Raw genomic sequence first — 20465 nt, forward strand, 5'->3', positions numbered from 1 at the left:
AACGAGGCACCCAGCGGCCGGGTCAGCACATAGGCGCACCAGAATGCGGCTACCTCGCTCAGGCCGAACCAGCGCCAGGCGATCGCCGGCAACGCGATGACGACGGCGAACAGGACGCCGGAGGTCAGGTAGCCGAGGCGCAGCGAGTCCGCGGTCAGGTCACCCGCGGCGGTGCCCAGCGCGAACGTGGCGAGCACCGTCAGCCAGTAGAAGGTCTCGCGGCGGCGGGTCACGATGCCGTGGATCGACAGGGTTCCCTCGCTGCGGTACCACCGGCGCAGGACGACTGCGAGGAGCAGCGCGTAGAAAATCGTCGAACCGATGTGCCCGAGCGGCGGTCCGTCCGCGGCCATGGTGCCGAACACCGCGACCATCATCACCGCGAACCAGTAGACCGGGGCCGAGTAGCGGCGCGCCCGGAACTGCATCCACAGCCCCGCGACGAAGCCGAGCAGGCCGACCGCCCCCGCGATGGCGAGGTTCTTGTGGGCAATGTAGTCCGCGGCAGCCTCCCCCATCCCGGTCGTGAGGATCTTGACCACCCAGAACAAGGCCGTGATCTCAGGGACCTTGGGAGCGAGCGGCTCCCGGGCGTGAACCAGGCGGTGCGAGATGACCGGCATCCGTGTCCCTCTGGCTAGAACTGACTCGAGGAAGGCCCAGGTAGGCGGAGGCCAGCTCATCATGAGGATCATGTGGGAACCATGTGACCGCCATCGGGCCCACCGCCAAGCCCGCCATCAGGCCCACCCGGCCGCCGGGGCAGGCCCGATCGACCTCGGCAGGGCCTGGCACTCGTCCCCGAACGCCGCCGGACCTCGAACGCTTCTGAGCCCGGACTCGGCGCGTGACGGCGAGTCCCGCGCTCAGAGCGTGAAAGCGAACGCCAGCACGCCCAGCTGCTGGGATACCAACGACGAAAGCGGCTCCCAGATATTCGGGAACCGCTTTCGCCGAAACCTCAGCAAATTCTAGCGAGCGTCACGCATGATACGGGTTGGAATACGCCTTGAAGGCGTTCCACATCGGCGAGCCGACTCCCCCGCCGACATCGGGCGTAATTGACGTCGGATCGGTGCCGCCACGGAGGAAGTCCCAGTAGGTGACCCCGGCATTGGTCGAGTTGTTCAGAAACGCCGTGTACATCGGGCCCAGTAGCGGAGCGTTTCCGGCGTTTGTTCCGGTGCTGCCGCCGCCACAGCAGAACCCGCGCTCACCCGCGTACCACGGCTTGTTGAGAGCAGCCGCCGCGCCGGCGGTGATGGTACAGGCGCGCGCCTCGCAGGAGTTCGTCGGGCTGGAGTAGCCGTGATACGAGATCAGATCGATGTTCGAGCTGGAGCTGTAGTTCTGGATCACGCTCTGGTTCGAGTCGTTGTTCCCGGTTCCGGTGCCGACCAGCACGTTGGGGTTGTCCGCCTTGATGCGGGCGGCCATCGCGTCGTTCCACGCCTTGAAGTTGGCGTCCCCGGTGTTCGCCTCGTTGGCCGGCTCGATGATCGCGACCGTCTCGTCGGTGTGGCGGGTCACCACCGCGTCCAGCCAGGCGATCTCCGCCGCGCTCGGGGTCGCGCTGTAGGTGGGATGCAGCCCTGTGCAGTCCGAAAGGCCGTTCTCCAGCACCAGGTCGAGGTAGTGGCCGTGCGCATGCGCAGCGTTGTAGATGACATCGAGAGCAGCCAGCCTCGCGGTGTCCACGCTGGTACCCGAAGGCATGGCCCATACCCGGACCATCGTGTGCACGGGAAGCGCCGCGAAGATGGCATCGGCCTCCGCGGCGGTGGGCAGCTCACCCGGCCGGCATCCGGTGATCGCGCCGTACCAGTTGAATCCGGTGAACTTGTACTGCGCGCCATTCAGGCGAAGCTGTGAACCTGAGCGCGTGATGCGACCGGAGCTCGTCGCGGCAGGTGTCGTGAACGTCTGGTCCCCGGAGGATGCCGAACCAGACCCGTTGGAGGCGACCAGACGGTAGTGATAGGTAGTGCTCGGCGAAAGACCACTCACTGTCTCGGCGACGGTCGCGTTCGACCGTGTGCCAGAAACCCACCGGTCGCTCGACGCAGGAACCCTGGAACCGTAGGAGGCCGTCGTCCCGTACTCGAAGTGGTACGACGTCGTCCCGTTCTTGGGAGCGATCACGGCATTCAGCTGGGCGGAACTCGCGGTGATGTCGCTCGCGCTCAGGCTGCTCAGGCCCGGCACTCCACTGATCGCCGGAGACAATGCAATCGCGCTGAGCACTCCGTAGTTCGCCGTAGCAGCCGGGAAGCTCACGTCGAGAACGCCGTCGCTACCGATCGTGACGTCGTGATCCTGCTCGTCGGCCGTCCAGGCCGCATCTCCCGAGTCCTTGTAGATATCGAACTCGTCCATGATCGTCGCACCGTTGGCGACCACGTCGAAGACCCGCTGGCCCTCCGCGGCCTCCCAGGTCGCGCGGAAGTACATGTGCAGCACCGCCACGCCCGGCGTCAGCCCCGTGAAGTGGTAGCTGAACACGCCCCACCGCTCGGTGGCATACAGTGCGTCGTTGTTCGTGTTTGGCACGGAGTGGGGCGTGTAGTCGATCGTCCCGCCCGAGGTCTGCGTCGACGGCCCGGGATCGGGCGCCCACACGTTTCCGTCGACGTCGGTGAACGACGACGTGGCGCCGATACGGTAGCGGAACTGCGCCGGCCAGGGACCGAATCCCTCACTGTCGCCAATTGGATTACACGCGACAATAGCCGGTGCGAGGACGGAGAAAATCCCGATGGCGCACAGGGTTCGCCAGCGCTTGAACTTCGATAACACCGATGACCTCACCTGATGACGGCAACACATGACAGGGTGATGACCCACCGGGGCACGGCGCGACCGTCACCCTTTACGAATATCGAGCTGTGCGGGTGTCAAGATTCCCGGCCGGGCGGTCCGCGCGGGTGGGGCGAGCGCCAGTAAACCGGCATGAGCTCTCCACAAAATGGGATCGGCGGCACCCGGCGACATCAGGGAACAGCAATCACAATTCAACCGGGGTATCAAAGAGAACCGGGCAGGGTGCATCGAAGTTAAATTCGCCAGAATAAATCTGCCGCACCCATGGTATCGGCACCGGAACAACCGGCAAGACTTGTGGCCGGAACCGGCCAAACGGTTGTCTCTGGCGGGACGATGACTCCGGCACAGAAGTCCGGGTAGCGCTGCGTATCTGCGGCGAGATTGCGCTGGTCAGCGCCTGTGCAGATTCTCAGGTCGAACCGAGCGAGGAAATATTGCTTTCAGAAAGCCAGACGAGTCCCCGGCTGGGCGGAGCCGGAAGAATCCACCCCGGCGTACTCCGGAACAGCTGCTCCAGGGCCGAGGCCGGGGCGAGCATCGCCGCACCCGTCATGCTGTGACAGCAGGCGAAGACGAGGCTCCTTCGGCGCGTGGCAGGCGAGTCCCGGACTCAGAGCGTGTAGGCGAGCGCCAGCGCGCCGGTGAGCAGCACCGCGGCGGAGAGCAGGTAGCGGAATACGTACGACCAGCACCGGACGCTTCCCGCCGCCGTGCCGCTCACCGCGCGCAGCTCCACATACGGTTCGGGGCCGCGCAGATACCAGCCCGTCACCTCCACGTCCTCACCGACGAAGGCAGCGGCCCGGGTGGCCCCGAACAGGAAACCGGCCACTGGCAGCGGGCCGTCGTAGTGGACGGTCACCATCGCGCTGCCGTCGTCGAGGATCAGGTCCGGTGAGGCCAGGAATCCGCCTCGGCCGACGATCGTCCCCCGCAGCCTGACCGGTATGGCGGTGACCGGGCCGGCGTCGAGGCGGTCCAGCAGGTCGGCGACCCGCGCGACCGGCTCCGGGGCGCCCAGCGGCGCCCGCAACGTCGCGCGGATCACCAGCAGCACGCCGGCGGCCGCCACCAGACCGGCGACGAGGGTTGGATTGGCCTGATCGCCCTTGGAAGTGAACAACGCCGCGCCGAGGCAGAGCCAGCCACCGTAGTGCACCGGCAGCTCCCCCAAGAACTGCGCCCGTGCCCGCAGACGCTCCTCGACACCCGCCTGGGCCGCGTTCCGCACCCCCCGCCACACCCGGGGAGCGCCGGGCAGGCCGCTCCCCTCCAGCGCCGCGATCCGGGTCGCGACCAGCGGATGGGTGGACAGCAGCTCCTGCCAGCGGGCCCAGGGGCTGGTGACCTCGAAGCGCAGCGCCCGTACCAGCCGCTCCGGCGGCAGCTGTGGCCCGGCCGTGTCCAGCGACGGCGCCGAGCCGGCGCTGGCGATACCGAGCGCGCCGGCCGCTCGGGTCCGGCCCTCCTTACGGGCCAGACGCCTGGCCTCCCGATGGTGGTCGTTCTCGCGGAGGTCCGCGACGCGCTCGGCGAGAGCCCGGTCCCGCTCCCCCATCCCGTACACGATCTTCACCAGCGCCGAGCACAGGGCGTCCCCGTCACCGGTCGCCGCGCAGGAGGCGTGATCGGCTCCGATCTCCCGGGCCCGGGAAAGGCCGAGCAGCGCCAGCTCGGAAATCAGGTAGACGACGAATCCGAGAATCCTGACCGGGTCGTTCCCGCCGGACTGGTCGCCACCGCGCGCTCCGGCCGTGACGTAGTACAGCAGGGCTGGCACCACGGACGCCGCCGTCATCACCGCGAAGTCGCGGTTACGGATGTGGCCGATCTCGTGCGCCACCACGGCTTCGACCTCGCGGTCGTCAAGGCGGTCGAGCAACCCGCGGCTGATCCACACCCGGGCGTCCCGCCGGGTGTGACCGAAGGTGAAGGCGTTCGGATCGCCGTCCTCGACGATGCCGAGCCGAACCAGCGGAACTCCGGCCAGCCGGCACTGCCGGGCGACCATCGCGGCGACCGGCTCGTCGCTGAGATACCCGTCCTCGCCTCGTGCCAGCTCGTGGGCCGGCACCAGCCATTCCACCAGCCACGGCCCCACCAGGAACTGCACGACGGCGAGGACCGCCACCACGGCCAACGGCACGAGGAAAGGCACGGGGGTGAAGAAGGTGAGCAGCCAGCAGCCCATAATCAGTGCGCCGCCCAACAACGACAACCCGGCCGCCGAACGCCGCCAGACATACCCTGCCACGCCCGCCCCCCGGACTGACCCCGCTAAACCGGCCCCGCCAAGTCGCCAACATTACTGCGAACCGGGTCCAGGCGCAGCAGAATTCCTGCCGGGCCCCGACCGCGGGACAGCCTGGCGAGCAGTTCAGCATGCCCCGCCGCCACGGTGTGATCAGGCCCGAACCAGGCGCTGTTCGATCGCGGGCTCGCCACCGCCGAGCGGGGCGCTGAACATCGCCTGAAGCGATCCGGGCTCCGCAGCCCCGCCTGGACGATTGCGTCTGCCTGACCTGCCGCCCACGCGAGTACCGACCGCGTGGACACACTACCTCCGCACGAGTAACCGTCAGGTAGACGCACTACCGCTACTCGAATCCCGCCGCCCTGAGCATGACCACCCAACGAGCCCCAACACCGCAGCAATACGACGCTTCCTCGATCGCCGACCGGCTAGGTTCCAGCCTGACGTCATGCCATCGGCCGCGTGTGGGGAGCGCCGATGGACGCGGGATGGGGGGATCCGTGGACGACACTTTGACCATGCCGTCAGATGTCGGCATGGTGGGCGAGGCTGATGCTCCTGTCGCGGCCACCACACCCGACTTTTACTCAGATCATGTTCCGGACAACGCCTTCCGAGGGGCGCCTTACCATGAGCGGCAGCGGTTCAGCCGCCGGATCGGCGACCTGCTGATCTTCCTGACCGGTACGCAGCCCGGTGCGGTCGAGACGAACGACCGGTCCCGCTTCATAACAGCCGGTGTGTTAATGCTGCTCACCGCCGGGCTCGCGGTCTATTCGGGGGCGAATGTCGCCGCACTCGGCTTCCACACCTCGCTGATCGCGACACTGCCCTTCGGGCTGGTCTACGCCGCGTTCATCCTCTTCATCGACCGGTCGGTCCTGCTGACGGTCGCCGCCTACCGGGCCCGCCGCAACCGGGTCCGGGTCCGTTACCTGGGCGGAACGCACTGGGTGCGGCTGCTCATCGCCCTCTGCGCCGGACTCCTGGTGACCGAGTCGATTCTGCTGTCGTTCTTCGCCGACTCGATCACGCCGAAGACCGACGAAATCAAGTCCGAACGCCTGAACGAGGCGATGAAGAAGTGGGACGAGGGCCGGGCTGAAACCGACCGGAACCTCGACCAGGAACTGACCAAGGCCAAAACCACGAAAAGGAGCGCGGACGACGCGGTCGTCGATGCCCAGGCCTGGGTGAACTGCCAGCAGGTCGGCGGAACCTACAAGGACCAGCCCTGCGACGCCGGTCCGGGCCCCATCTACGAAAAGGCGCTGGAAGCACTCGCGGACCGGCAGCGCGAGCAGACGACGGCTCAGAACGCCGTCACGGCCGCGCAGAACAGCCTCATCGGTTTCCGGGCCACCCGGGACCTCGAGCGGTCCGCTTATCAGGCGGACGCGAGGAGACGATTCTTCGCCGGCGACGATCTGCTGTTGCGCGAGGCCGGGTTCTGGCGCCTGACCACGGACGACCACTCGGTACTCGCCTGGCGGATCATCCTCACCCTCCTGCTCTTCGGCATCGACCTCGGCCCGTTGCTGTTCAAGCGGACCCTGGACAGCACCGCGCGGGCGGAGCAGGAGCGCAGCGCCCTGTGGGCCCGCCAGCTCGACGGGCAGGCGAACGCTCTACAGCTGTGGCACAACCACAAGGCGCACCGCGCGAAGGTGAAGGACATCGCGGCCCGGCTCCTCGGGTACTACGAGGAGCAGGCTGTGAACGCGGCCCTGGCCCAGCAGAAGGTCGCGAAAGCCCGGCAGGACGCCGATGCCGAGATCGAGATCGCGAGGATCGGCCTGGAGAAGGCCGTGAGGCTGCTTGACCTGGTATCCCAATACCGGATGCCGCAGGCGCCGCTGCCGCCGACCAGGCCCATGCCACCGACCAGGCCCATGCCACCGACCAGGCCCACGCCACCGGCACCTGCGCCGATGCCTACGCCGCCGACCAGGCCCACGCCTGCGCCCGCTCCGATCCCCACGCCGACGCTTCCGCCTGACGATGTCCTCATCAGCCCGATGCCTGCCCCGGACCCTGGCCCACGGCCGGAACCGGAACCGGAGCCCGATCCCAGCCCGGCGCCGCAGCCCTCACCGGTTCCGACGCCCACCCCCACTCCGGATCCCGGCCCGCGGCCGGACTCGGAGAACCAGCCTGACCCGGCCCCCGACACGATCCCCGACACGGGGCCGGGCCAGCCACTCGTCGGCCAGGTGATCAAGAATCGTTGGCGGATCGACCGGCCGCTGGTCAACGCCGACCGGGGCGGCCAGGGAGTGGTCTGGCATGGCACCGACCTGGAGGCCCGCGAACCGAAGATCGTCATCAAGACGGTCCATGCCGTCGACAGACGGCAGACCAGCGCGGCGGAAACCCAGCTGGCCAGGGCACGGGCACTGCAGCGGGAAATGGATGTCGCGGACGAGATGCCGGGCGGTGACGGCCGGAACCGGAAATTCATCGGCGAGATCCTCGACTACGGGACGCTCGTCGACCAGGTGCAGGGCCAGAGCTACCTGTTCATCGTCATGCCCGAATATCACCCCGGCAGCCTGGAGCGGCACTGCACACTGCGACCGACCCGCCCGCTGGGCTGGTGTCTGCAGACCGTCGACCAGATCCTCGCGGGGATGGCCGCCGCGGCCGGGCGCGGCCTCGTCCACCACGACCTGAAGCCGGCCAACATCGTCCTTGACGGGGAGACACCACGGATCATCGACTGGGGTCTGGCTCGTTTTTACCAGCGTGCTCCCGGCCCGTCGGCCCTCCTGCGGATGGGAACTCCGTTCTTCTGCGCGCCGGAGCAGCTCTCCCACAACGGTGACTGGTCAACGCCGCTGGCCGACCTGTTCTCGATCGGCGGAATCCTCTATCAGCTCGTCGGTGGCGAACCACCGCTGTTGCGGGAGTACCGCGCAAGTGGCGGCGGAGCCTTCGTCGACCTCTTCTCCTACTACGAGCTGACCAGTCGCGCCCGCCCGATCCGTCTCGACGCGATCCATCCCGGGCTGCCAGCACCGGTCGCGGACCTGGCCGACCGCTGGCTGTCGTACGACCCCGATCTGCGCGCGGGCGAGGGCGTCAGCTCGAAGCGTGCGCTGGAAGCGGCCCGCGACGACCTTGGCCACGCCAAGGTGGCGGTCCGGCGCGCGCGGCTGACGAACCTGCCGGTTGGCCGGACCGGCCGGTAGCCGTGCAGGGCAAACTGGGATCATCCATGTCGACGGCCCGCCCCGCCCGTGCCAGCCGGCACAGGGCCCGCGGAGGGAGCACGCCATCAACACCGTCCTGGTCTCCATCGTCGTCGGCGTCGTCGCCCTCGGAGCTCTCACCCTCCTCGTTCTGGGGCAGCCCTGGGCCGCTCCCCTGTTCTCAAGGATCAGACGATCCGCGGTCGCCGTGTCAGCGGCCCACCGCACCGAGCCCCGGTCAGACGCCGTGATGGACGAATTCGCGGACGAATCCGCGGGCGGCTCCGGCCCGGGTTCGGGCAGCCCGGTCTCTGCCGGCCGAAGCCTCGCGACCGCGGAGCTCGGTGCCGTTCCAGCGCTCCCGCCGCCCCACCTCGGGCCCGGCGCCCTGCCCGCCCCCACGGCCGTTCTGGACGTCACAAAGCCGCCGGCCCCAGCCGTGTCGGTCAAGCCGGTGGTCCCAGCGATACCGGACAGGCCGTCGGTTCCCGAGTCACCCGCGGCCGCGGTCTTCGTCTCCGGCGCTGCCACACGTGCCGGGGGGTCTGCGAACGAGGACTTCCACCTGGTCGGCGATCTTCTCGCAAGTGTGGCCGACGGCGTCGGTGGCGAGGCCGCGGGAGAGGTCGCCTCCGCGGTGGCACTGGCGACCATCGCCGCGCTGAGACCGGCTCGCCGGGTGGACCTGGCCGTCGCCCTCGAGGAGGCGGTCCTCGCCGCGAACGCCGCGGTGCTCGAGCGCGCGAGGACGGATGCCCGTCTGGACGGCATGGCGACCACCGTCGACGTGCTGGTCGTTCGGCCGGACGGCCGACGCCGGACGGCGGTCGTGGCGCACGTCGGGGACGGGACCGTCTGGCACCGCGGCTCCGGCACGCCGTGCGTGGCGATCACCCGGCCGCACGCGATCGACGGCGGACCGCTGTTGCGTGCCGTCGGCCAGGCAGCCGACCTCGTCGTGGAGACGATCGCAATCCCGCTCAGCGTCCGCGACCGGTTCGTGCTCGCCACCGACGGGCTTACCGAGAAACTCACGCCCGAGGACATCGCCGCCGAGATTGACGGCATGACGGCGCTCGGGCCCACCGATGCCGCGGCTGCGCTGCTCGCCTTGGCCGTAGGCGCCGGCACCCGCGATGACACCACGGTCGTGGTCGTCGACGTCGGCTAACTGATTTCCCGAGAAGACTGGCATGGGGCCGTCACCAACACCCCGCCCCCGCCTCAATGGAGTCAGCACCGTGCGCCGGTACGCGGTTTGCCTGGCGACAGGGCCCTTTTGAGAATCTTGCCGGTGGCGGTCATGGGCAGAGACTCCATGAACTCGACGATGCGCGGGTACTTGTACGCGGCCATGACCTCGCGGCACCAGTCGACCAGTTCCTTCTCCGTCGCCTCGGCATCAGCCCGCAGCACGACGAAGGCCTTCACCTCCTCGCCGTGGCTGGGGTGAGGAACGCCGATCACCGCCGCCAGGCTGACCGCGGGATGGGTGAGCAGGACCTCCTCGACCTCCCGCGGGTAGACGTTGAAACCACCGCGGATGATCATGTCCTTCTTGCGGTCGACCACGTAGATGTAGCCGTCGGCGTCCCTGGTTCCGATATCTCCGGTGTGAAACCACTGCTGCGGGTCGATCGCCTCCGCGGTGGCCTCCGGGCGGTTGAGGTAGCCCTTCATCACGTTGTGCCCACGGACGCAGATCTCGCCGGGCTCGTCGACCGCCGCCTCGGTGCTGTCATCCCGGCTGATACGGATCTCGACGCCCCAGACCGGCAGGCCGATAGAACCGGGTCGGCGCGGCCGGTCCAGGCGGTTGAACGTGGCGACCGGGCTGGTCTCGGACAGGCCGTAGCCCTCCAGAACCGGAACCCCGAAGCGCTCCTCGAACGAGGTGAGGACCTCCATGGGCAGCGACGAGCCGCCGGCCACCGCGAGCCGGAGGTTGGCGCGGACCGCCGAGGCGTCGTACCCGGTGGTGGCCACGTGATTCAGCAGAGCCCAGTACATGGTGGGCACGCCGACGAAGACGGTGACATTCTCCCGCTCAATAAGATCCAACGCCTTCTCCGCGGTGAACCTGGGTAGCAGCACCAGGGTGGCGCCGGTGGCGAATCCGCAGTTCATGTGAACGGTCTGCCCGAAGGTGTGGAACAGCGGCAGGGCCACCAGCTGGATATCGTCCGCCTGAACGTTGAAGAGCCGGCCGCACATCAACGCGTTGTGTACCAGGTTGCTGTGGGTGAGCTCGACGCCCTTCGGGTTCCCCGTGGTTCCACTGGTGTACAACACGACCGCGGTGTCGGTTTCGACGGTGTGCCGGGTGGCGAAGTCGGGCGAGCCCGTCTGGGCGAACTGCAGGAGTGTCTCGCCGGGCACCCGGCCGGTCTGCGCCGCCAGGTCCGCCGCGAGGAGAACAAAAAGGTCACATCCCGGTGTGGAATCAAATGCGGCCAGCCCGCGCTCGCCCATGGGAAGGTCGTCGGTCCCCTCGAAACAGAAGAAGGCCCGCGCACCGGAATCACTCAGATGGTAGGAGATCTCCCGCTCGGTGAGCAGGATGGACAGCGGTACAACGACCGCGCCCGCCTTGAGGATCCCGTAGTAGACGACCGGGAAGTACGGCAGGTTGGGGCAGCTCAACGCGACCCGGTCCCCCGCTTTGATGCCTCGATCCACCAATGCGCTGGCCACCAGGTTCGCCATCGCGTTCACCTCGTGATACGTCCAGCGGCGATCGTCGAAGACCATGGCGGTCCGATCCGGAACCGCGCGTGCGCTGTCCTCGAGCAACACGGCTAAGTTGAGCACGAGCACCTCCGTGAGACCGCGTGTGTGGGGCGCGCAACCACTCTGTTCCTTTACCTGTCCGGCGAGCTAGTGGCCGGGTCACGAAGTCGGCTGTGACTCGTCCACAAACCGCCCGCCGGGCCGCTCCGGCCGCCGCACCACACTGCCGGGCGCGAGCAGGCGGATGGCCACGACCAGTTCGATCACGTCCTCGACGGAGCGCAGGTCACATCCCGTGCGCTCGGCAATGCGCTCCAGCCGGTAGTACGCGGTATTGGCGTGCAGATGCAGCAGCTCGGCCGCGGTCTTCGCGTTGAGATTACTGGCGGTGTATGCGAGAAACGTCTTTATCAGCCTTGAGCCGCACGCCGAGTCCTCCTCGACGAATCGCCGCACCGCCGGTCGCACGAGCTGGCGCGCCAGGGAGTCGTCCCGCATCAGCAGATAGTCGAAACTCGACAGCAGGGGCAGCACCACGACCCCGCCGTGCTCGCCCAGGCTTCTTCGGGCGAGGCGAGCCTCCGAATAGGCTTCGGGTAAATCGGCGAGCTGGTCATGCACGGCGCTGACACCCACCGCGAGGCGGACCCCGTCCCGGCCGAGGGCATCCACCAACGCCTCGAGGCGCTCCACCACCTCCGCCGCGCAGGCGGGGACGGGCGACACCGCGACGATCTCCGCCTGCCGCACCACGACCAGACCGGCGCCGCCGCGGACCACCGCTCTGCGCAGGGTCGAAGCGGCGTCCCGCAACTGCTGGTCAGCCGACAACGGGGCCACGGGAACCGCGGAAAGCGCCACGATCCTGGTCCGCGTTCCCAGGCCGACCGAGAGCAGCAGGGACCGCTTCGGGCCGTCCGGCAGCTCGCGCGCGGCCAGCAGATCCTCAAGGACGTCCCGGCGCAGGCGGTCGCTGTCGGCAAGCTGGAACCGCTGCTCATCGAGGTAGGACTCGGCCGCCGCCGCGGTCCCGGCCTCGGTGAGGCGCATGACATCGGCGGCGAGTGCGAGCGTCGCGGCGCGGGCACCGGAGTCGGCGCGGGTGGCCGCCACCATTCTCTCCCAGAGCGTGAGCTGGCCGACGAGAAATGCCTGCAGGAGGTCGGCGAGCGGAATCTCCTGTCTGGCCCGGCGACGCGACTGCGCCCGGGTGGGCGCGAGATCCTCCGCCCGGGTCGGCCGCTGCTCCGCCACGCTGGCCAGCAGCGCTCGGAACACAGCCTGCACATGCGCGGTCACATCCTCGCGCAGCTGCCCATCCGTGCTCGTGCGGTAGGCCGGGACCTGCGCCCAGATCGCGTCGACCGCGTGTTCCACCAGCTGTCCGAGCAGGTTCTCGGCGGTGGCGAGGACGCCGGTCAGGCCAGGTTCGCTCGGCGCCCGGCCGACTCGGCGCGACGCGCGGGCGAGAGCGGCTGGCGGCTGCTCCGGTAGTGCCCCCATGGATGGCCCCTCCCCTCGCTGCCACCGCGCGGTCACCGTGCTCCCACCGCACGGACGCCGCACGAACACATCGCCGCGACGCCACCCAGATGTAGCTACTCGCCAGTAGAAGCACCCATAGGCTACCTGTCGGTAACTTTTCTGGACCCCCAGGGGTCACACCGCGGCCGACACATCGAGGGAGTCCCCCAACTTCTCCCGCCAACTTCTCCCGCTCGAACCACCACGCTCGACCAGCCATTTCCGCCGGCAGACACAGATCAACGCGAAAGTCAACACTACCGACGAGTAGCTAACTTGATGTGATCTGCGCTATACAGCCCTGTACAACGAACGACAGACACACCCGTCGAGCCCTGCCCCACTACCACATCTGCGGAGCATGCTGATGTCGAGCGCGAAAGTGCCCTCCGAGTCCACCGCGCCCCCAGACACCGGACCCGGCCCTGTCCCCGGTCCGACCGGACCCTTCTGGTCGGGCATCGGGCAGACACTGAGCCGGCGGACGAGCATCGTCGCGGCGGTTGTGGCGGTGGTGACCGTCGTTCTGGGGCTCGGGTTACCACGGCTGGAGTTCACCACCGGTCAGGAGAACTACCTCAACTCGGACTCACAGGTCGCCCGGGACAACGTCGACTACCAGTCCCTGTTCGGCGGCCAGGCCATGATCAGCCTGTTCACCGTCAAGCCCGGCTCCGAGCTGAAGGATCTGTTCACCACCGGCAACGTCGAGAAGTTCCGCGCGCTGTCCGCGAAGCTGGAGAAGGACCCGCGCATCACCGCCGTGGTCACTCCGCTGACCGCACTGGAGTTCACCCACAACCTCGTCACCAGCGACGACGGGAACCCGATCAACAGCGCGGCCGGGCAGATCCTGCTCGGCGCCCGCGACCGTGACCCCGACCCCGCTTCCGCGGACCGCCGGCTGAAGGACTCGCTGCGGACGCTGGAACGGATCAACGAGATCCCGCCGGAGCGGCGGGTCTTCGACGACCCGGAGTGGGTCGACTTCCTCCTGCATGACAACACCGGCGCCATCCGCAAGTCGCTGCGGCCGTTCTTCCCGAGCGACAGCACCGCGCAGATGGTGGTGCGGCTGCAGGGCAACGCCTCGATCGAGGACGAGGGTGAGGGCGCGTCGGCGGCCGAAGCGGCCACGAAGGAGCTCACGTTCGACAACGCCGAGGTGGTCACCACCGGCGCCGCCGCGCTGCTCCGCGACATCAACGACTACCTGCGCGGTGGGTTCCTCACCCTCGGCGGCATCTCGCTGCTGCTGATGGCCGTCCTGCTGGTGGTCGCCTTCGCGGTGCGCTGGCGACTGCTGCCACTCGGGGTGGTGGGCGTCGGGCTCGTCTGGGCCTTCGGGCTCGCCGGGTATCTCGACGTGCCGCTGTCCATCGTCACGATCGCCGGCCTGCCGGTGCTGCTCGGCGTCGGCATCGACTTCGCGGTGCAGCTGCACAGCCGGGTCGAGGAGGAGGCACAGCTCGACCGGGCCGGGCATCCGGTGGCGGAGGCTCTCGGCCGGCTGATGCCCGCCCTGGTGCTCGCCGCCGTCGCCGCCGTCGTCTCCTTCCTCGCCCTGGAGTTCAGCCAGGTGCCGATGATCCGCGACTTCGGCGTTCTGCTCGCGATCGGCCTGCCAGTCATCGTCGTCGCGACAGTGCTGCTGATGGCCGCCTCACTCGGCTTCCGGGAGCGCCGCAAGCCCACCCCGCCGAAGGACTACTCCCACGGGCCCCTCGGGCGGACCGTGCTCGTCCTCGGCTCCCTCCCCCGGCTCGCCGCCATCCCCCTCGTGGTCGCCGCGGTCGCGGTCTTCGTCGGCGGGGTGTTCGCCGACGGCAATCTGAAGGTCCAGACCGACCCGGAGAAGTGGGTCAACCAGGACTCCCAGGTCGTGAAGGACATCCAGACGCTGAAGGCGCGCACCGGCTCCAGCAGCGAGCTGGGCATCTACATCCAGTCCGGCGACGTCTTCGACGACAAGACGGTGAAGTTCGTCCACGACTTCGCCTACCAGCAGCTCGAGGAGCACCCCGGGGAGCTGGTCACCGCGTCCAGCCTGGTGACGACGGTCAGCTTCCTCATGGAGATCCCCGACACCACGCTGGTGGCGCCGACCGGCGCCGACATCGAGCGCGCCTACAAGGTGGCGCCGGAAGCGATCAAGAAGAGCACCGTCAACCTGGACGGAAAATCCCTCAACCTGATCTTCCGGACCGGCCCGGGGTCGCTGGAGCAGCGGGCCGTCGTCGTCAACGACATCCGCGACACCGTGTCGCCGCCCGAGGGCGTGCGGGCCACCCCATCGGGCCTGGCCGTCGTCGGCACCGGTCTGCTGGAGAACTTCGAGAAGAACCGCGTCGAGCTCACCTACTACGCACTCATCGCGGTGTTCATCGTCCTGCTGATCCGCCACCTGAACCTCGTCCGGGCACTGGTCTCGATGGTTCCGGTGCTGATCGCGGTCGGCCTCACCGGGATCATCTCCTGGGCCGCCGGCTTCGAGCTCAGCCCGCTGACCGCCGTCGGCGGACCACTGGTGATCGCACTGTGTACGGAGTTCACGACGCTGATCGTCATCCGGCACATCGAGGAACGTGAACGTGGTCGCAGCCCACAGGCCGCGATCGACGAGGCCGCGACCAGAACCGGCCGCGCCTTCATGGTCTCGGCACTGGCCGCGGTCATCGGAATCGTGGTGCTGGCGTTCAGCGAGCTGCCGCTGCTGCGTGGCTTCGGACTCGTGGTGGCCCTGAACGTCGGCGTCGCGCTGCTCTCCGCCCTGATCGTGCTGCCGCCCCTGCTGCTGTGGGCGGACGAGCGCGGCTGGATCCACCGCGCTGCCGCCTCGCCGGCCGGTCCGCCGGCCGTGCCGGCTCCCACGGCTCCCGCCGGGGCTCCCGACAGCAGGACGGACGACACCGCCACGGCAACAGCCGGGACGGACGTCGACGAGGCAGACGCGGACGAGGCAGACGCCGACGCCACGGACGCCGACGCCACGGACGCCGACGACGCGGACGACGCGGACGCCGACGCCACGGACGCGGACGACGCGGACGACGCGGACGCCGACGCCACGGACGCGGACGACGCGGACGCGGACGACGCGGACGCGGACGACGCGGAGACGAAGGAGCAGGCGGGAGAGCCGGCGGAGGCCGGCAAGGGAACATCCGTCTAGGCATCGGCATCCCTTGAGCCACCGCACGGGCCGCCCTTCGGGGCCGGTCCGCGCGGTGGTGCCGTCGGCACGACGCCGTCGCCACGCCGCCGGGAAGAACCTGGGGGTTCGGTCACTGGAGGGCCTGTCACCAGATCCCGACCTTCTACTTTCCATTACTGCCGAGCCATTATTTGAGGATTTTGGTCGCGCACGGCGACCCACCGGGGATCCCGCGCCGACCCACAGCACCAGCAATTCGCGCCAATAGGATAAATGGGGGCACGGAGCCACTTGGTAATCCACAAGAAGTGAGGATTTCGGTTGCTGCAGCAGCCAGAATCCTCACTTCTTGCGCGGAAGCACCGCAAGCTCAGGGATCGGGACTCTGCGACGGACTCTGGGACGGCGAAAATGCTCAGATCTTCGGGCTGCGAGCCGCAGGCCGCCGCCCGATTGCCGGCCGCAGGCGCCACAGGCGCCACAGGGCTCAGGGCTCAGGGCCGCGCCAGTGCCGGCAGGGTGAGGATGTCGGCTCCATCGTCGGTGATGGCGATGGTGTGCTCGCTGTGTGCCGTCCGGCAGCCGGTCGCGCTGCGCAGCGTCCAGCCGTCGGCATCGACGACGAGCTCGGCGGTATCCGCCATGACCCAGGGCTCCAGGGCCAGCATCAGGCCGGGGCGCAGCTTGTAGCCACGGCCGGGCCGCCCGGTGTTCGGGACGTGCGGGTCCTGGTGCATCGTCGAGCCGATGCCATGGCCGCCGAAATCGGTGTTGATCAGGTAGCCGGCCGCGCTGAGGACGGAGCCGATGGCATGGGCGATGTCACCGATGCGCTCCCCGGGGCCGGCGGCGGCGATCCCCGCGTACAGCGCGCGTTCGGTCGCGTCGATCAGCGCGACGCTTTCCGGGGGCTTTGAGTCACCCACGATGAAGCTGATGGCGGAGTCCGCGGCGACGCCGTTCTTCGAGACGGCGAGGTCGAGCGAGAGCAGGTCGCCGTCGGCGAGCCGGTAGTCGTGGGGCAGCCCGTGGAGCACGGCGTCGTTGACGCCCGTGCAGATGTAGTGGCCGAACGGCCCACGCCCGAAAGACGGCGCGTAGTCGACGTAGCAGGACTCCGCCCCAGCATCGACGATCATGGTCTTGGTCCACCGGTCGATGTCCAGGAGGCTCGTGCCGACCGTGCTCCGGCTCTTCAGCGTCTGCAGAATCTCAGCGACCAGGGCGCCCGCCTCCTTCGCCCGGGCCAGTCTGGCGGGGTCCAGGATCTCGATCACGCGTGGTACCCTCCCCAGACATCCCCAATAATTATCCCGGCCATACTATACCGGTACTACAATCGGCACCGTGGTCAGGCTGCCGCTCACTGCCGCCGACGTCGAGCGCGGTCAGCGCCTCGGCGCCCTCCTCCGGCGAGCCCGCGGTGAGCGCTCGATGCTCACCATCGCCCTGGCGGCGGGCGTCTCACCGGAAACCCTCCGAAAGATCGAGTCCGGCCGGGTAGCCACCCCCTCCTTCCCGACCATCGCGGCGATCGCCGACGTCCTGGGCCTCTCCCTCGACGAGGTGTGGGCCGAGATCAACCAGCCGGCCGCCACGTCCACCCCGGCCGGATCGGGCCGCGACGCACGCGAGCGGCTGGCCTCGTAGGGCACGCCTGTGGTCAGTACCGGTCCAGAACGTGCGCGTAGGGCATCGGCAGTTCTGGTGTGGCACCGCCGGGAAACCACGCCGCGCAGGTTGCCCGATGGCGTTGCGCGATGGTCGTCTCCGTCGCGCAGGAGTATCCGAGGAGCAGGCGCACCAGCAGCCGGTCGTCGGGGATGAGTTCGCCGCCCACCAGGTCGTCCATCGCGGCACCGGTGGCCGCCCCGCCGTCTCGCCGCCGAAGTTCCGGTTCGAGCGCGGCCAGGAGATCGGCTCGGTTCAGGATCGCCGCCATCATGCCGCCGGACGACGGGAACTCCTGGTGGTACGCACAGCCGAGGTGTCGCGCGAGCCGCCCGACGACCCCGTCCGACGGCTCCCGCACCCGAAAGTCGCTGACCCGCAGCTCCCAGGCGGACCGGGCGACGTCGGCGAGCAGGCACCGGGCGGCCTCCGCATCGCGGGCCGCCATCTCCTCGACAGTCAGCCCGAAGTAGCCGTCGCCGAACGACCGACCCGCGAGGATCGCGTATCCCACGGGCTCCCCCGCGACCTCGGCCACGCGGATCTCCGATCCCGGCCGCCAGGTCGTCCGCGGTACCAGCCGGTTCCAGTCCGCGCGACGTTCATGGGTCCACGGGCGGCGGGCGTGCGCGGCGTTGTAGAGATCCACCATCGCCGGCAGATCGTCCGCCGAACCAGGCCGAACACGCGCACTGCCAGGCCCTGCGGCGCCGTCGGCCACAGCCGCGGCTGCATCCGCAGCCGCATCCGCGGCGCGTTCCACATCACGAACCCGGATCTCCAGAAATCCCTCGGCCACGCAGGTGGTGAAGCCGAACTTCTCGTACACGCCCCGGATGCCGTCCGAAACCACGGCGACGTCCACTCGCTGTGACATGCCTGCCAACGCCTGGCGGAGAAGCCGGCCCATGTGCCCACGCCGCCGGAAGGGCGGTTGGACCTCCACCCCTCCGATGCCCTCGGCATCGACGGCCACAGCACCGAACCGCCACCGGAACGAATGCACCTCCAGCTCACCGACAGGCGTTTCACCGTCGGCCAGGAGCCGGCAGAAACGCACCGGCCGGCCGGCCACACCCGGCTCGATCGTCTCCGTGTAGCGCAGACCGGCCTCAAGCACGATGTCGATCACGGGATTCATGCCCCGAATGTCAACAACTCAGGTGAATCAACACAAGGCGCCCGGGCGATCGGCACCCGGACGACCTCGACTCCGTCCAGCCCGGCGGCGCGGGCCGCACGCTCGGCGTCGGCGGCGAGGTCGGGGTCGAGCTCGACAGGCCTGGCCCGCACATCCCCGCGGCGGGCGTGATCCGGCAGCACGCCGAGGATGTCGCGCCCCTGCCCGGCACACATGCTCAGCACTCGGATCTCTCCGGCGGGCTGTTCGTCCAGTGCCTCCCGCAGCCGCCGTTGGACCAGGGCCAGCCGCCGGCTCAACGACGAGCCCGGCAGGTCGTAGCGACGGTGCCAACCGACCCAGTGACGCTCCGCAGCGGAAGAGTCCATGGCCTACAAGGATATCGCCGCCCCGCGCCAGGCTGATCACGGTCGTGCGCTGACAACCCCAGCCGACTCCCGCTGCCGAGCCGCGGCCGTGGACGTGGTAGACGTCCCATAGGCGGGCGGAGGGAACGGTAGCCCCGTTCACATCACGTCCACCACACCACCGACCACCAACCACCGGCCAGCGAGGTGCGCGTTGAGCGAGTATCAGTACTACGAGTTCCTCGCCGTCGACGAGCCGCTCGACGCCGACGCGCAGGCAGAGATGCGCGTGCTGTCGAGCCGAGCACAGATTACCGCCACCAGCTTCGTCAACGAGTACGACGGGGGCGACTTCGGCGGCCAGCCTGACGAGCTGGTCGAGGCTTACTACGACGCCCATCTGTACTACGCGGACTGGGGTTCACGGCGGCTGCTGCTCAGGCTGCCGGCCAAGCTGCTTCCCTTCGACGCGGTGGAGCCCTACTTCGTTGACGGCCAGGTCGGCGCCTGGACCACGGACGAACACCTGATTCTCGAGCTGTCGAGCGAAGATGAAGCCGACGGTGAGGAGTCCGCGGCGGAATGGTCGCTGGCACCGTTCGCAGGCCTTCGCGACGAGCTCGCCGCCGGCGACCACCGGGCGCTGTACCTGGCCTGGCTGGCGGCGTACGGATCCTGGGAGCGCGACGAGGAGGCCTTCGACGACGATGCGGAGGACGAGCTCGAGCCACCCGTACCCGCCGGTCTGGGCAGCCTCACCGCCCCGCAACGCGAGCTGGCGACCTTCCTGCGACTCGACGACGACCTGCTCGTGGTCGCCGCCGAGTCGAGCCCTGCTCCCGACAGGGCGACGGGTGGCGCGGGCTCCGAGCGACTCGAGGCGTGGGTGACGGGGCTACCCGCCGCGGAGAAGGACCAGTTGCTGCAGCGCGTCGTCACCGGCAACCCGGCGGCGGTGCGCGGCGAGCTGCTGCGCCGGTTCGGGGCCGGGAACGCTCCCGCCACCTCCGACGCCCCGCGGCGGACGGTGGCCGACCTTCTCGACGGCGCGGCGAACAGACGCGCCGCGGAGCCCCAGCTCGACACGGACTGACAGCAGTGGGCTCCGCGGCGACGTCCCGAGCACGTCGCCGCGGAGCCGCGGAGCCGCGGAGCCGCGGAGCCGCGGAGCCGCGGAGCCGCGGAGCCGCGGAGCCGCGGAGCCGCGGACGGATTATCCGGGTACCACCCGGCCGGTCGGCCACCCGATTCCCGGCTATTCAGGTGCCGATTTGGGCGCGTGCCCAGGCGACAGCGATATAAAGCGCTGTCAGCTGTTCCAACGGCGAAGGAGCGGGCGCGCATGAGCATCGACGGACGTTGGGAAATCGTCCTTTCATCACCGATCGGCGAGCAGAAGGGTGAGCTCACGATCACCACCACCGCCTCCGGATTCACAGGCTCGATGGTTCAGGACGGCACCACACTCGAGATCACCGACGGTCGCGTCGACGGCGACAAAATCTCCTGGTCGGTCGCGGTCACCTCCCCGATGAAACTCACCCTCAAATCGACGGCCACCGTCAGCGGTGACACGATGACGGGCAAGGCGAAGCCCGGCATCATGCCCGGGATGGTCCTTCACCGGAAC

At 68.9% G+C, this 20465-nt stretch carries 14 protein-coding genes; 6 read left to right on the plus strand and 8 right to left on the minus strand.

Going from position 1 to position 20465, the window contains the following annotated elements:
- The 3 genes from FREUN1FDRAFT_RS30730 to FREUN1FDRAFT_RS30740 all read right to left on the minus strand — a co-directional run.
- A partial coding sequence (locus tag FREUN1FDRAFT_RS30730; protein WP_006544216.1) for a DUF347 domain-containing protein occupies positions 1–623 on the minus strand: 623 nt, incomplete at its 3' end.
- A gap of 358 nt (positions 624–981) precedes the next feature.
- The gene (locus tag FREUN1FDRAFT_RS30735) at positions 982–2796 is read right to left on the minus strand and encodes a fibronectin type III domain protein (protein WP_006544218.1); all 1815 of its coding nucleotides are present in this window, start codon (positions 2794–2796) and stop codon (positions 982–984) included.
- Between the two features lie 637 nt (positions 2797–3433).
- Complete coding sequence (locus FREUN1FDRAFT_RS30740) at positions 3434–5077, minus strand: zinc metalloprotease HtpX (protein ID WP_157475614.1); 1644 nt, start codon at positions 5075–5077, stop codon at positions 3434–3436.
- Positions 5078–5577: 500 nt separating this feature from the next.
- On the opposite strand from FREUN1FDRAFT_RS30740, the gene FREUN1FDRAFT_RS40295 reads away from it, so the two are divergent.
- Together FREUN1FDRAFT_RS40295 and FREUN1FDRAFT_RS40300 are read left to right on the plus strand one after the other, a co-directional pair.
- The gene (locus FREUN1FDRAFT_RS40295) at positions 5578–8268 is read left to right on the plus strand and encodes a DUF4407 domain-containing protein (protein ID WP_198144532.1); all 2691 of its coding nucleotides are present in this window, start codon (positions 5578–5580) and stop codon (positions 8266–8268) included.
- 250 nt (positions 8269–8518) lie between these two features.
- Complete coding sequence (locus FREUN1FDRAFT_RS40300) at positions 8519–9439, plus strand: PP2C family serine/threonine-protein phosphatase (protein WP_157475616.1); 921 nt, start codon at positions 8519–8521, stop codon at positions 9437–9439.
- Between the two features lie 62 nt (positions 9440–9501).
- Here FREUN1FDRAFT_RS40300 and FREUN1FDRAFT_RS30755 read toward each other — a convergent pair whose 3' ends face one another.
- Together FREUN1FDRAFT_RS30755 and FREUN1FDRAFT_RS30760 are read right to left on the minus strand one after the other, a co-directional pair.
- Positions 9502–11079: a long-chain fatty acid--CoA ligase gene (locus tag FREUN1FDRAFT_RS30755; protein WP_006544222.1), complete on the minus strand. Its 1578-nt coding sequence runs from the start codon at positions 11077–11079 to the stop codon at positions 9502–9504.
- Positions 11080–11157: 78 nt separating this feature from the next.
- The gene (locus FREUN1FDRAFT_RS30760) at positions 11158–12501 is read right to left on the minus strand and encodes a CdaR family transcriptional regulator (protein WP_006544223.1); all 1344 of its coding nucleotides are present in this window, start codon (positions 12499–12501) and stop codon (positions 11158–11160) included.
- A 388-nt stretch (positions 12502–12889) separates the two neighbouring features.
- Between FREUN1FDRAFT_RS30760 and FREUN1FDRAFT_RS30765 the strand changes: the two genes are divergently transcribed.
- Entirely contained in the window at positions 12890–15694 is a 2805-nt protein-coding gene (locus tag FREUN1FDRAFT_RS30765) for an RND family transporter (RefSeq protein WP_006544224.1), read from the plus strand.
- 476 nt (positions 15695–16170) lie between these two features.
- On the opposite strand, the gene map is transcribed toward FREUN1FDRAFT_RS30765, so the two are convergent.
- Positions 16171–16953 (minus strand): type I methionyl aminopeptidase, encoded by a 783-nt coding sequence (map, locus tag FREUN1FDRAFT_RS30770; RefSeq protein WP_006544225.1) that lies wholly within the window; start codon positions 16951–16953, stop codon positions 16171–16173.
- A 70-nt stretch (positions 16954–17023) separates the two neighbouring features.
- On the opposite strand from map, the gene FREUN1FDRAFT_RS30775 reads away from it, so the two are divergent.
- Positions 17024–17326 carry a helix-turn-helix transcriptional regulator gene (locus tag FREUN1FDRAFT_RS30775; RefSeq protein WP_035954628.1) on the plus strand — a complete coding sequence of 101 codons (303 nt, stop codon included), beginning with the start codon at positions 17024–17026 and terminating at the stop codon, positions 17324–17326.
- A 13-nt stretch (positions 17327–17339) separates the two neighbouring features.
- On the opposite strand, the gene FREUN1FDRAFT_RS30780 is transcribed toward FREUN1FDRAFT_RS30775, so the two are convergent.
- On the minus strand, positions 17340–18488 hold the full coding sequence (locus FREUN1FDRAFT_RS30780) for a GNAT family N-acetyltransferase (protein ID WP_006544227.1): 1149 nt from the start codon (positions 18486–18488) through the stop codon (positions 17340–17342).
- Positions 18485–18856, minus strand: a complete 372-nt coding sequence (locus tag FREUN1FDRAFT_RS30785) for a hypothetical protein (protein ID WP_006544228.1) — start codon at positions 18854–18856, stop codon at positions 18485–18487. Before FREUN1FDRAFT_RS30785 ends, FREUN1FDRAFT_RS30780 begins: the two co-directional genes overlap by 4 nt.
- A gap of 193 nt (positions 18857–19049) precedes the next feature.
- Between FREUN1FDRAFT_RS30785 and FREUN1FDRAFT_RS30790 the strand changes: the two genes are divergently transcribed.
- Complete coding sequence (locus FREUN1FDRAFT_RS30790; RefSeq protein WP_006544229.1) at positions 19050–19928, plus strand: hypothetical protein; 879 nt, start codon at positions 19050–19052, stop codon at positions 19926–19928.
- A 186-nt stretch (positions 19929–20114) separates the two neighbouring features.
- On the plus strand, positions 20115–20465 hold a 351-nt coding region (locus FREUN1FDRAFT_RS30795), incomplete at its 3' end, for a hypothetical protein (RefSeq protein WP_232295490.1).

The sequence above is a fragment of the Parafrankia sp. EUN1f genome (assembly GCF_000177675.1).
Taxonomy (GTDB): Bacteria; Actinomycetota; Actinomycetes; order Frankiales; family Frankiaceae; genus Parafrankia.

Bases quoted from the DNA above. Each gene is read 5' to 3' on its own strand.
- FREUN1FDRAFT_RS30785 (WP_006544228.1), bottom strand. From the start codon at position 18,856: ATGGACTCTTCCGCTGCGGAGCGTCACTGGGTCGGTTGGCACCGTCGC.
- FREUN1FDRAFT_RS30760 (WP_006544223.1), bottom strand. From the start codon at position 12,501: ATGGGGGCACTACCGGAGCAGCCGCCAGCCGCTCTCGCCCGCGCGTCG.
- FREUN1FDRAFT_RS40300 (WP_157475616.1), top strand. From the start codon at position 8,519: ATGGACGAATTCGCGGACGAATCCGCGGGCGGCTCCGGCCCGGGTTCG.
- FREUN1FDRAFT_RS30765 (WP_006544224.1), top strand. From the start codon at position 12,890: ATGTCGAGCGCGAAAGTGCCCTCCGAGTCCACCGCGCCCCCAGACACC.
- FREUN1FDRAFT_RS30780 (WP_006544227.1), bottom strand. From the start codon at position 18,488: ATGAATCCCGTGATCGACATCGTGCTTGAGGCCGGTCTGCGCTACACG.